Consider the following 11,509-nt stretch of genomic DNA (forward strand, 5'->3'; position numbering starts at 1 on the left):
ACCTCCATGATTAAATCCTGTAAATGTGGAATTCGCTTACAGCATTCGATAAAATGGAGGTGGAAGGAATAACCAACCATCTTACAAGGAGGATTATGATGAAAATAGGGGTACCTAGAGAGATAAAAAACAACGAAAACCGGATCGCATTAACACCTGGTGGGGTCCTATTATTAAAGCAAGCAGGCCACGACGTATTTATTGAAAAAGACGGAGGAATTGGAAGCGGCTTCAACGACGGAGATTACCTTGAAGCTGGGGCTGTGATTCTCGAAGACCCATCTGAAATTTGGGGCCAGGCAGACATGGTGATGAAAGTAAAAGAACCGCTTGAATCTGAATATCAATACTTCCGAGAAGGCTTGATTCTGTTTACATATTTACACCTGGCCGCCGTACCGGAGCTTGCCAAAGCCTTGACGGAACACAAAGTCACGGCCATCGCTTATGAAACGGTTGAAGTCAACCGAACACTTCCCCTTCTTACGCCAATGAGCGAAGTGGCAGGGCGAATGGCAGCTCAAATCGGAGCCCAGTTCCTCGAAAAGCCAAGAGGCGGAAGCGGCGTCTTACTGTCAGGTGTACCAGGCGTAAAGCGTGGTAAAGTAACCGTGATCGGCGGAGGTGTCGTGGGCACAAATGCGGCAAAAATCGCTATGGGACTTGGCGCCGACGTTACGATTATCGACGTGAATCCGGAACGACTCCGTCAGCTCGATGACATTTTCGGAACGAAAATCAATACGCTTATGAGTAACCCAATCTCCATTACCAACGCAGTAAAGGAATCAGATCTTGTGATCGGAGCTGTGCTCATTCCCGGTGCCAAAGCTCCCCGGCTCGTAACAGAAGACATGATCAAAGACATGTCGCCAGGCTCGGTGATCGTCGATGTGGCTATTGATCAAGGCGGTATTTTCGAAACCATCGACCGAATCACCACTCACGACAACCCAACATATACAAAGCACGGAGTTGTTCATTACGCCGTCGCTAACATGCCTGGGGCCGTTCCACGAACGTCTACGATTGCCTTAACAAACGTAACCGTTCCATACGCCGTCCAAATTGCCAACAAAGGCGTCAAACTGGCCATAGAAGCGAATCCAGCCCTAAAGCTAGGAGTAAATACCGCTGGCGGACACGTCACATACGAAGCCGTAGCCCGAGACCTAGGATACGAATACAAACCAGTCGACAGCGTATTGTGATTGACTGAATGAAACAAAAAGGCTGTGACATAAAGTAGGGGTAAGAGAAGAATCCGAACAATTTGCTAACAGAGCGGATGGAATATACGTAGACTCCTGCGGGAAGAAAAGCGAAGATGAGACCCCACAGGGCAAAGCCCGAGGAGGCTCAGCCGCTTCCCGCGGAAAGCGGAGTATATTTCAGTAGCGGTTTAGTTGCACCGCATATATTGTTCGGATTTTCCATTCTTATCTACACTTTTGTCCCAGCTTCTTGTTTATGTTAAAAATCTTCAAATCATCACCTATCCTCTATCACGCCTCTTCCTTCACAACCAGCTCCAACTTTTTTGTCACCTCAACAAGCTTTCCAACCTGCTCGATCGCATCCTCAATCGAGGCATATTGATCCTCTACCGAAGCCAACACTTCCTCCACTGCTGCTGAAGATTCCTGTGTATAGCTGCTAACTGTGGCAGACTCGTTAATGATGCGCTTTGTTTCTTCGTCCACTTCCTTCATTTGCGCCTCTACCTCTTCACTTTTGCAGGCAGACTGGGTGGCATGCTTCATAAGCTCATCGAACCGCTCTCTCGCTTCCACCGTCTCCTGTACATTCGTAGCTACAAGCTCATGATTTTTTGTCATGTCCTCTTTTACCCTTGCGATATCCTCTTCGATTTTCGTTAACTTCAAGCTGATTTTTTTCGTCGAGTCATTCGAGTCTTCCGCAAGCTTCCTCACTTCATTGGCCACAACCGCAAACCCTCTTCCCGATTCCCCGGCCCTGGCCGCTTCAATCGATGCATTCAACGCCAACAGATGTGTCTGATCAGAAATCCCTTTGATGGAAGCCACCATACTCCCAATCTCCTTGCTCTCTTTATACAACGCCTCCACCACAGCCGTTTGCTTCTCAAATCCACCCGAAATTTGCCCCATCCTCGCCGACAAATCATTCATCCGCTTATGCCCTTCCTCAGTGGACCGAACCGTATCACTAGATAATCCATACATGGACTTAGCCGCCTCATTCACCTTTAAAACCGCCGCTCCCGTATGCGTGACCGACTGATGAATATCCGTCATGCTCGCAGCAGAACCTTCAATCCCCCTGCTCATCTCATGAAAACTCAACGTAATCTCTTTTGAAATCGAACCCGTTTGAATCATCTTTTCATTCACACGACCCGTTGCCTTCGTCAAAGACACAATCGATTCCCTAATCTCATGAAGCATCCCCTCTACGCGCTCTTTCCCCTTCATGATATGCCGCTGCTGATCACTCATATCCCGTTGCATACTCTCACCCATCTTCGCCTGCGCCACAAGAGCAATCGTCGTAATCACGAACAAAATATTCAACGACACCAAGATATCATTGCCTAGGCCTAAAAACATCTCCTCACGAAAGGTGAGAAAAAAGTAGTTTGTAAGAGCCAAACCACCTGCAGCGGCTAACGCAATGGCGCGGAAGTTATGGTAGAGTGTCACAAAAGCCACACACACATACACCATCATGTAATTCGATAGTTTAGGTGAAGTAGACACCATAAAGAAAATCAAAATCAAAAAATTCACAACAACGATATATTGAACGTAAGCCGGAAACCAGCCCTTAATCGTCACAACAGAGACAACCCCTACTGCCAAAAAACCGACAATCACGTAAGTAAGTAACCCTTCCATAGGGACTTGTGCTGCAATATTACTTACTAAACCGATGGCATACGCCACCCACAGTAGCTTCATCATCAACCTATTTCGTTTTTCGTAACGCTCTCTCTTCTCCCCCATATGCCCACCCCTAAAATCTCATGAAAAATCTCTCTTTTTCGACACTTTCCATTATCATACAATGCAAGTAAAGCGCTTTCAATCGAATTGAGAAATCATCTGTAGGTCTTTTTCATATAATTCATTGAGGATACCCATCCATGTTTAGAGCTCTGCTTAACGCTAATCGCCCCCTTTCCGCGGCGTTACTGACGAGCAATACTGGGTCTGTTCCCATAGCCGTATAAACGTAATGGTAAATTGAAGTAACTAAGTAGAAATAGGTGTAGCCGGAATGTTCTTCGCTTTCCGCGGCGGTGCCGGCGAGCCTCCTCGCGCTACGCACTGCGGTCTCTCCTGGCTCCCACAGCCGCAGGAGTCTTCGAACATTCCGGCTACACCTCTTCACATACTCAAATTTATATCGACTGTGACAGTTAAGAGCTTAGGCGGCGCGCTGTTTCTATAGTTTTTCAAATCATGTTCTGTCGTTCAAAAGTTGATTTTAAAGTAAACGATAAAGCTAAAGAAGGATCAATACTTTTACAGTTTAGTGAACATGTTGCTTATTTCGTTGCAGGGAAAAAGCTATTTTTGTCGAACTTAGAGGTAGTAAAGGAGGATAGACGACGGATAATCGGATACCTGCACGTTTAATATTCTCAATATTCTTACATATGAAGAAGAGTTTTGCAGAAACCTCGGAGCATTAATTTTATAGAAAGGTTGTGACATTTTATGAATGCGCTTACAAATATAACAACTCGGATGATGCAGCGGTACCTTCCGGATCCATTTTTGTTCGTTATTGTTTTGACATTTGTTGTTTTCGGGCTCGGACTGCTTCTCACACCAAGTACTCCTATGGACATGGTGGCTCACTGGGGCGGGGGGTTTTGGGACCTACTTGAGTTTGCCATGCAGATGGTTTTGATTCTTGTAACCGGGTATGTTCTTGCTTCAAGTCCGTTTTTTAAACGCGTCCTTCAACGGCTAGCGAGCCTTGCGAAATCTCCTGGACAGGCTATTGTCATCGTAACTCTCGTTTCTCTTATGGCAAGCTGGATTAACTGGGGATTCGGACTTGTAATCGGTGCGCTCTTTGCAAAGGAACTGGCAAAAAAGGTGACCACCGTGGACTACCGTCTACTCATAGCCAGTGCTTACAGTGGATTTATTGTGTGGCACGGAGGACTGGCAGGTTCCGTTCCGCTGACGGTTGCCACAAGTGGAAACTTTACTGAGGATCTGATCGGGCTCATCCCAACCAGCGAAACGATCTTTGCCCCTTTTAACCTAATTATAGTAGCGGCTCTGTTTATTACTGTGCCGATTCTCAATCGCCTGATGATGGATCAAAATAAAGCTGTTAACGTGGATCCGTCCCTGTTGGAAGACGACGAAACAGCGGCGACTGTCGAAGATGACCTTCTTGGTACAGACGAGCTGACGCCGGCGAAACGGCTGGAGCGAAGCAGGCTTGTTTCTCTTGTAACAGGGATTATGGGGATCATTTTCCTTATCTATTACCTTGTGCAAAACGGATTCGATCTGAACTTGAACATCGTTAACTTCCTGTTTTTATTCCTCGGTATTCTCTTACACGGGACGCCGCAAAATTTCCTGAATAGTGTGGGCAGTGCGGTGAAAAATGCGGGCGGCATTATTATTCAGTTTCCATTCTACGCAGGCATCATGGGGATGATGGTAGCCTCAGGGCTAGCAGCGGATGTTTCCCAGTGGTTTGTGAGCATTTCCAACGAAACCACGTTTCCTCTCTTTGCATTCATGAGTGCAGGAATCGTTAACTTTTTCGTTCCTTCCGGAGGTGGCCAGTGGGCCGTCCAGGGACCAATCATGCTAACAGCCGGCGGTGAACTTGGCGTCGACGCTGCAAAAACCGCGATGGCTGTTGCGTGGGGAGATGCGTGGACGAACATGATTCAGCCGTTCTGGGCACTACCCGCACTTGCCATTGCCGGTCTGAAGGCCCGAGATATCATGGGCTTTTGTGTGATCGTTCTATTTTTGAGCGGGATCATTATTGGGCTAGGACTGGTACTGCTTTAATTAAAAAAAGAGAGCTGCTCTTGTGCGGCTCTCTTTTTTACCCTTGAGTCAGTAAATTCTCAGGAAGGAACAGAAGTGTAGTCAATGAGGTTGGGCAACCACATCCTTTAGTTCTATCACTATCACTCTGTTGTTCTATCATTACGATTGTCTTCTCACTAAATTGATTTTCTCCACCCATTCTTCACGCTTATTTACTACTAATTTATATTCTTTGCCACTTATGGTTGTAACAAGCAATCCATTCGGTGCAATCAGATATGTATTTCTTGTTGTAACATTGGCAATATCTTTTAAATCTATCACAGTCTCTTTACTTTGAAAGTTAATCCTATGAGGGCGATGAATTAAGGCATGCTTTGTTAAAAATAATTTCCCGCCAACGCCTTCAATCCCTTTGAAGAGATTGGCATGTCCTTCATACTCATATTCTTCCGGCATAAGATCTCTCCCTCTTCCGTTCATTATCTACTGTTTTGAATAGACATTCTCAAACCGTTCACATACAACTAACATATCTGGCGAAAATTCCATCTTATATTCTTTTAGTAATTTGGTAAAGAACGATTCATGCGCTTCCCACCAAAAGCGATAGTCTCCTTCCCCTTCTGCTAAAGTAAATTCCTCAGTTACCTCATTCATAGGAACAATGTCAACAGATTGAGTTTGGATGACTGCGACAGGTTCTTCTTGACCATCTAGAACAATATTATATTCACCCACTTTGGGTAGAGATTCATTCTCTAACTCATAAAACAAGTAACCAGAAGTTGTCGCAACCTTCTTTCCTTCGACAACTAAACTTGCCAACCAATCGGCAGAAGCTCCGAATTGAAAAGCATCTTTATATTCATTTCCAATCTTATTATTTGTTAAGCAAAACTCATTCCAAAATTGCACTACCTTATCATTCATGACCATTCATCCTTTACATAACTATGGTGAATCTTAATGTTATGCCAAGTCTTTTTCCAATTCTTCTTCCTGACTCTTTCTTCATAAATGTTAGCTCGTTCTTTCGTTTCTTTAAAATACGGTGTTGGCTTTATTTCTAAATTCAACACATCATCTATCCCACAAGGAGCAGTAAGAATAAGCCTGTTATTCTTGTCTATTTTCACTCCAAGAGCAGTTGCTGTCTCTGGAAATTTTGAAATTGCGTCCTCTGAAGAAGTATAAGGTGGAATATTATTGACAATGTGCATTCTGGCTTCGTTTTTAACCGACCAAGGTATATCAGGCAAAAGGGCTCGCAATTTACCTTCTAATTTCTTTTCGGTCATCTCATCAACATTTTCTTCGTCAAAATAGATAACATCTACATCTGGTAGATCCGTTCTCTTGTCAAAACCATGAAGCGTATCCCAAATTTTAGAGCGTACAAATCCTGCACATATCCACCAATCTGGCAAATTCAGTGTACTCGCAGCCTTAATGATTTCCATCATTCGACCATCATTTTGTATTACATTTACGATATCTTCTTGGTTTTTCAACACCTAATCTCCTCCTTACATACGAACGTACATTCTTATTGTATCATATTCATAAAGGATAGGGAGATTATTCCATTGTTTGTTGAACTTGAACCGTAGTGACTTATCTTACAGATGCAAAATTTCTTAAGCTTGCGGCCAATGTATGAGTAAACCTCTGTTACGAGACAATCGTAAATTTCTCTTCAAATGCCTTGGATTTTTTCTCTAAATCCTCCTCACTCGGAACGGCTTCTAAAATGGCCTGTTGATCGTACACCTTTCCACCCTTAATAATCGTGAAGATCTCCTTTGTATTTTTAATATTATCAAGGGGATTCTTCTCCAAGATCACAAGGTCAGCAAGGTAATTCTCCTTTATAAGCCCGACATGCTGTAAACCAATCGACTGAGCTGCTTTATTTGTTGCAGCTTGAAGGGCTTCCATCTCCGTTAACCCTATCTCCACAAACAGCTCCAGCTCTCGATGTAAACCCATCCCCGGGTATGTCCACACACCTGCTGGGCAATCTGTTCCTGCTACTACTGTTCCACCAAGATCATGATACGTTTTTGCTATCCGCTTAATCGCATTATTTAAAAATCCCATATGTTCTTTATACATTTCTTCATTCTGGGCTAACTCTTTCCAATGCTCCGTTAACCCGCACGTCTTCGTAATCTCATTTTCAGGATCCCACGAATGTGGCATAAGTTGAATTTGATCAAACACAGTTAAGGTTGGACAAATCTTCACTTGATAGGCCAGTAACTTTTGGCAAACGTCATCCACCTTCTCTTGGTTTATATTCTCCCAGTCAATATCAAACCCTTCAGCCTGCATGTTCCAGCCCCGATACATTGCCTGCACAATCCCTGAAGCATGCTCAAACCATGTAACCCCCAGTTCAGCTGCTTCCAAGGCGTTGATTGTTGAGTGAATAAGATCACAGCTTACTTCCAGATTATACTTTTTCGCTTCCTCAACCACCGCTTTCATCACCGGCTTTGATAACAATCCATAAACTTTTATAAACTGTGCCCCTTCACGAACTTGCCTCCTCACTTCTTGTCTACCTTCTTCAGGGTCTTCTGTTACGAAATTTGCAATACCTGTCGGCCCCCACAGTCCAGGCGCACCATCAATCATACGATCTGCTGAATAGACACGCGGAGTTGGTGCATCGTTTTCAGCATGAATTAAATCTTCCAACTGAATAACATTTCCCGCTGTGTTTCTGACTGTAGTTACACCAGAAGCGACAAAATGCGGAGCAAAGCCATCTTTTATATGACAGTGCATATCGATTAATCCGGGAATTACAAATTTTCCTTGCAAATCATACGTTTCATCGTATTTTTTACTCACTTCACCGCGGAAAATCTGTGTAATCCGCTCACCTTCAACTTCAATTGATCCCTGAAATACACTCTCTAATTCCACATCTATAATAGAAACGTTTTTTAATAAATACCCCATTAGAAATCCCCCTTAGATTTGTGTATGTTTATAATTAAACAAAAGATTCATATAAATAGAGACTAGCTCTAAAAGCTTCTGAATTAATTGAATTAAAATGGTAACTCACTATCCCCAGGATCCTCATCCCATGTTTGAATCCATGCATTCGGGCATCGCTGTTTTAATTCAGTGATAAACTCTCTTTTTTCTCTTGGTGATATTTTTACACTCCCAGCAACCGATGTTTTATAAAATATCTCAATAGCATCTCTTGAGGACAATATTCTATAACCAGTGAAAATATCTGTTGTAGGTGAAGCCTTCGATATATATTCATAAGGAATTCGGCTTCTTGAAAGTCCACCTTGTACTAATAAATAGTCTTGATAAAAAACATATTTAATTGAAAAGACGCCCCATAAACCAAAGCCAATGATTATTAAGAATGTAGAAGTTAGAAGTAGTACCCCTGTTAAATCAGTTCCACCTTCAAGGTATATTGGAAAAAAAGATGCCAATCCAATAATGAGTAACACTAAGAGCATAAATTTAACAAAAAAGGTATCAATCTTGGAACGAAAAATCAAAAGGTCATCTCACCTGCCTTGTAGTTGTTCAAGTAGAAACCCCACCTCCTATTTTTCATTTTTATGTTGTTTGAGTAATTCAATTATCTCTCTATTTTGTTCATTCGCCTTGTTTAATTTACGCTCAATTGCAAATAACGTCGACATTAGTAGACCAAAAGCGATCAACCAGAAGATTAACATTGGACTATCTCCTTTTCTAGTACTTTAACGAAACTCCAATTTGTTTACGTACATTTATTCACAACTACTACGTTTTAACGGCAATATTCTAAAATAAATACTCCTCTTTATCTGTAAATTCATAGATAAAAGGTGAAAATAAAAGAGCGATGAGCATGATGGATATCACATAAATAAGCGCTCCAATAAGAGAATAAGGGTAAATAAAATGAATACCTACTAGCGTGAAAAAGGTAATAATAAAAGTTATAACTTGAGATTGCTGTAATTTTCTCTTCGTGATTTGTTGATGTAAACCACACCTTGGACATTCAATCTTTCGGAAATGTAACAGGAGTTCCTTCCACTTAAATGAGTATCGACAGGACCAACATGTTGGCAACTTCATAAACTTAACCTCCTTTATTTATCCATTTCTCACATAAAGGACGACTCTACTTGTTCAAGTCCAAGAACTTTTCTTCCCATAATCTGTATATCCCAACTTTACTTTAACATAAGTATCCAAACACTTCTCTTTCAAACCGAACAAAATACGTTGACACAGCAAAAAGACGCATGTGATTTTGTAAAATCACGTGCGTCTTTATTTGCTAATTAAACCTATCAGCCTTCTGTTTTTTCCAGAAAACTAAAACTTCACACTACCGGCCCAATCCATGATTCGGTTTACGTGAGTGAGGTTTTCATGTTCGGTTGTTTGACTTCCGCCTGAAATGTAGATGGCTTTCATTTCTTGTAAGAGTGCTGGGGCAATTTCATTAATGAAGTTATCTCCAACAGATACCGTTTCGGAAGGTTTCACGCCGTACTCTTTTGTAAGTTCGTTGAAGTAGTGGTCCGTCAGGCTCGGCTTTTTAGCGGATGTTACCACTTTTGAAAATACACCTTCAAGATCGAGCTCACTGAACAAGCGGCCAACATCATCGGCATCGCTGTTTGTCATAAGAACGATGTTCGTTCGTTCCTTCAATTGAAGGAGAAACTTACGAAGTCCTGGAATTGGATCGAGTTGGAATTCGTCTGTGACCATGTATTCTTTCGTTTCACAATAGCGAGTGTAGCAATCTTTCACACCATAATGCTTGGCACATGCAAACGGGAGCCACCAGCCGTCCCCAATCGCTACGATCGTTTCGAAGTCGAATTCAAGGTCCCCTTGATATGTCTCTTTTACCTTTTCACTAGGCCACTCCGATCCGTCCCAATTGTGCGCTTCGACTACACTCAACGTCATGGGATCGACAGTTAAGATGGCGTCTTCTACTACATCGTATGCTTTTCCAACTTCAAGCACGTGCTCCCCATTTTTGGATCGTTCATAGTCGCGCCAAAACGCTTCTTTATTTTCTTCTGCAACATCTATTGAAAGACGCTTCGCATAATAATCGAAGTGGTCGGTTCCTTCATATAACGTTCCGTCCAAATCAAAGATATATAGTTTTTCAAGCCCCATTCCCTACACTCTCCCTCTATCAATTTCAACTAACACTACTGTTTAGAGTAATATGTTTCCGACCCTTTCGCAAGGTTCTACAGCATTTTACCCAAAAAGGAATCGATCCTTGTCGAAGTGCGATAAAAATGAACGAAAGATGACCCTTTTGTAAAATTTGTAAAGGTACTGTGGATTTCTGTAAAGGTTCGGTTAGGAAACGGTAAAAGCTATAGTCTTGACGAATTCCTTCCTGCATAATGACATCTGTAAGCCAAAAACTTACATACTTTGAAAATGAGAAAAGAGGGGTTTTGCAAGATGAAGAAGTTATTCACAGTATTAATGTCTTCTGTTATTGCTGTAGGGTTGGTTGCCTGCGGCGAGAGTGAAGGAGCACAAGAAGAAACAACGTCAAATGACACAACGGATACGGAAGAAACAACGGAAGACGATGATGCGTCTGAAGATGACGCTTCTGAAGAGGAAGAAGAAGCAACTGACCGTCCCGATTCCATCACAATGGGATTTGTTCCATCTACTGATTCCGATCAAATTGCAGCAACTGTAGAACCACTTGCAGAGCGCCTTTCTGAAGAACTAGGTATTGAAGTTGAAGGTACAGTGATGACGAACTACTCCGCTCTGGTTGAAGCGATGGGTAGTGGACAAGTTCAAGTTGGTTTCATTCCAGCATTCGCTTATGTACTAGCGAGCGAGCGTCATGACATTGAAGTTATTCTTAAGTCCATCCGTAACGGTGAAGACAGCTACCGCGCTCAGTACTCTGTAAGAGCTGACTCCGGTATTGAGAGTTTGGAAGACCTTGAAGGTAAAGTTTGGGCATTCCCTGACGTTGCTTCTACAAGTGGATACCTCTTCCCAGCGACTCAACTTCGCACGGAGCTGGGTGTAGATGAAGATGATTTCTTCGCTGACCTACTTGAAGCAGGTTCTCACGATAACGCATTAATCACAGTACTTGAAGGAAACGCAGACGTAGCTACGACGTTTGAAGATGCTCGCGGCGTTATTGCGGATGACTACCCTGAAGTATTCGACGAAGAAACAGGTCTTGTACAACTTGCATTTACTGAGGCAATTCCAAACGACACGATCTCTGTGATCCCTGGTCTTGGTAGCTTCAAAGATGAAATCCAAGCAGCATTCATGGCTTTCAACGATGACGAAGAGATGATCGAAATCATGCAAGAAGTTTACCGTTGGGACGGCATTTCAGAAGCTCAAGACGGTGACTACGACATCGTACGTGAAGCTTACGAGCTATTCTCTGACGAAGTCGATCCACTTAACTAATTAATCATCTGATG

At 42.7% G+C, this 11,509-nt stretch carries 13 protein-coding genes; 3 read left to right on the plus strand and 10 right to left on the minus strand.

The annotated features are described in order from the left end of the window. Positions 1 to 98 precede the first annotated feature (98 nt). Positions 99 to 1,211: an alanine dehydrogenase gene (gene ald / locus G476_RS0112385; RefSeq protein ID WP_026690384.1), complete on the plus strand. Its 1,113-nt coding sequence runs from the start codon at positions 99 to 101 to the stop codon at positions 1,209 to 1,211. 294 nt (positions 1,212 to 1,505) lie between these two features. Here ald and G476_RS0112390 read toward each other — a convergent pair whose 3' ends face one another. Together G476_RS0112390 and G476_RS0112395 are read right to left on the minus strand one after the other, a co-directional pair. Further along, a complete protein-coding gene (locus tag G476_RS0112390) occupies positions 1,506 to 2,987 on the minus strand; it encodes a methyl-accepting chemotaxis protein (protein ID WP_026690385.1) in 1,482 nt (493 codons plus the stop codon). A gap of 121 nt (positions 2,988 to 3,108) precedes the next feature. Then, on the minus strand, positions 3,109 to 3,312 hold the full coding sequence (locus G476_RS0112395) for a hypothetical protein (RefSeq protein WP_026690386.1): 204 nt from the start codon (positions 3,310 to 3,312) through the stop codon (positions 3,109 to 3,111). Between the two features lie 392 nt (positions 3,313 to 3,704). Between G476_RS0112395 and G476_RS0112400 the strand changes: the two genes are divergently transcribed. Next, positions 3,705 to 5,036 carry a short-chain fatty acid transporter gene (locus G476_RS0112400; RefSeq protein ID WP_026690387.1) on the plus strand — a complete coding sequence of 444 codons (1,332 nt, stop codon included), beginning with the start codon at positions 3,705 to 3,707 and terminating at the stop codon, positions 5,034 to 5,036. A 141-nt stretch (positions 5,037 to 5,177) separates the two neighbouring features. On the opposite strand, the gene G476_RS0112405 is transcribed toward G476_RS0112400, so the two are convergent. The 8 genes from G476_RS0112405 to G476_RS0112440 all read right to left on the minus strand — a co-directional run bounded on the left by G476_RS0112405 (position 5,178) and on the right by G476_RS0112440 (position 10,199). Then, on the minus strand, positions 5,178 to 5,477 hold the full coding sequence (locus tag G476_RS0112405) for a PH domain-containing protein (protein WP_026690388.1): 300 nt from the start codon (positions 5,475 to 5,477) through the stop codon (positions 5,178 to 5,180). Positions 5,478 to 5,504: 27 nt separating this feature from the next. Continuing rightward, positions 5,505 to 5,951, minus strand: coding sequence for an ASCH domain-containing protein (locus G476_RS0112410; protein WP_026690389.1), 447 nt, complete (start codon positions 5,949 to 5,951; stop codon positions 5,505 to 5,507). After that, positions 5,948 to 6,484 (minus strand): nucleotidyltransferase family protein, encoded by a 537-nt coding sequence (locus tag G476_RS0112415; protein ID WP_051314861.1) that lies wholly within the window; start codon positions 6,482 to 6,484, stop codon positions 5,948 to 5,950. Before G476_RS0112415 ends, G476_RS0112410 begins: the two co-directional genes overlap by 4 nt. Positions 6,485 to 6,692: 208 nt before the next feature. Beyond that, a complete protein-coding gene (locus G476_RS0112420; protein WP_026690391.1) occupies positions 6,693 to 7,991 on the minus strand; it encodes an amidohydrolase family protein in 1,299 nt (432 codons plus the stop codon). Between the two features lie 92 nt (positions 7,992 to 8,083). Next, a complete protein-coding gene (locus tag G476_RS0112425; protein ID WP_026690392.1) occupies positions 8,084 to 8,560 on the minus strand; it encodes a PH domain-containing protein in 477 nt (158 codons plus the stop codon). 48 nt (positions 8,561 to 8,608) lie between these two features. Further along, positions 8,609 to 8,743, minus strand: a complete 135-nt coding sequence (locus tag G476_RS24060) for a hypothetical protein (protein ID WP_281170450.1) — start codon at positions 8,741 to 8,743, stop codon at positions 8,609 to 8,611. 88 nt (positions 8,744 to 8,831) lie between these two features. Beyond that, on the minus strand, positions 8,832 to 9,131 hold the full coding sequence (locus G476_RS24180; RefSeq protein ID WP_026690393.1) for a TIGR04104 family putative zinc finger protein: 300 nt from the start codon (positions 9,129 to 9,131) through the stop codon (positions 8,832 to 8,834). Between the two features lie 243 nt (positions 9,132 to 9,374). Further along, a complete protein-coding gene (locus G476_RS0112440) occupies positions 9,375 to 10,199 on the minus strand; it encodes an HAD family hydrolase (RefSeq protein WP_026690394.1) in 825 nt (274 codons plus the stop codon). 300 nt (positions 10,200 to 10,499) lie between these two features. On the opposite strand from G476_RS0112440, the gene G476_RS0112445 reads away from it, so the two are divergent. After that, a complete protein-coding gene (locus tag G476_RS0112445; protein ID WP_026690395.1) occupies positions 10,500 to 11,495 on the plus strand; it encodes a phosphate/phosphite/phosphonate ABC transporter substrate-binding protein in 996 nt (331 codons plus the stop codon). Positions 11,496 to 11,509 lie beyond the last annotated feature (14 nt).

The sequence above is a fragment of the Alteribacter aurantiacus DSM 18675 genome, from assembly GCF_000429705.1.
Taxonomy (GTDB): domain Bacteria; phylum Bacillota; class Bacilli; order Bacillales; family Salisediminibacteriaceae; genus Alteribacter; species Alteribacter aurantiacus.

Bases quoted from the DNA above. Each gene is read 5' to 3' on its own strand.
- G476_RS0112410 (WP_026690389.1), bottom strand. From the start codon at position 5,951: ATGAATGATAAGGTAGTGCAATTTTGGAATGAGTTTTGCTTAACAAAT.
- G476_RS0112445 (WP_026690395.1), top strand. From the start codon at position 10,500: ATGAAGAAGTTATTCACAGTATTAATGTCTTCTGTTATTGCTGTAGGG.
- G476_RS24180 (WP_026690393.1), bottom strand. From the start codon at position 9,131: ATGAAGTTGCCAACATGTTGGTCCTGTCGATACTCATTTAAGTGGAAG.
- G476_RS0112405 (WP_026690388.1), bottom strand. From the start codon at position 5,477: ATGCCGGAAGAATATGAGTATGAAGGACATGCCAATCTCTTCAAAGGG.
- ald (WP_026690384.1), top strand. From the start codon at position 99: ATGAAAATAGGGGTACCTAGAGAGATAAAAAACAACGAAAACCGGATC.
- G476_RS0112390 (WP_026690385.1), bottom strand. From the start codon at position 2,987: ATGGGGGAGAAGAGAGAGCGTTACGAAAAACGAAATAGGTTGATGATG.
- G476_RS0112440 (WP_026690394.1), bottom strand. From the start codon at position 10,199: ATGGGGCTTGAAAAACTATATATCTTTGATTTGGACGGAACGTTATAT.
- G476_RS0112420 (WP_026690391.1), bottom strand. From the start codon at position 7,991: ATGGGGTATTTATTAAAAAACGTTTCTATTATAGATGTGGAATTAGAG.
- G476_RS0112415 (WP_051314861.1), bottom strand. From the start codon at position 6,484: ATGATGGAAATCATTAAGGCTGCGAGTACACTGAATTTGCCAGATTGG.
- G476_RS24060 (WP_281170450.1), bottom strand. From the start codon at position 8,743: ATGTTAATCTTCTGGTTGATCGCTTTTGGTCTACTAATGTCGACGTTA.
- G476_RS0112400 (WP_026690387.1), top strand. From the start codon at position 3,705: ATGAATGCGCTTACAAATATAACAACTCGGATGATGCAGCGGTACCTT.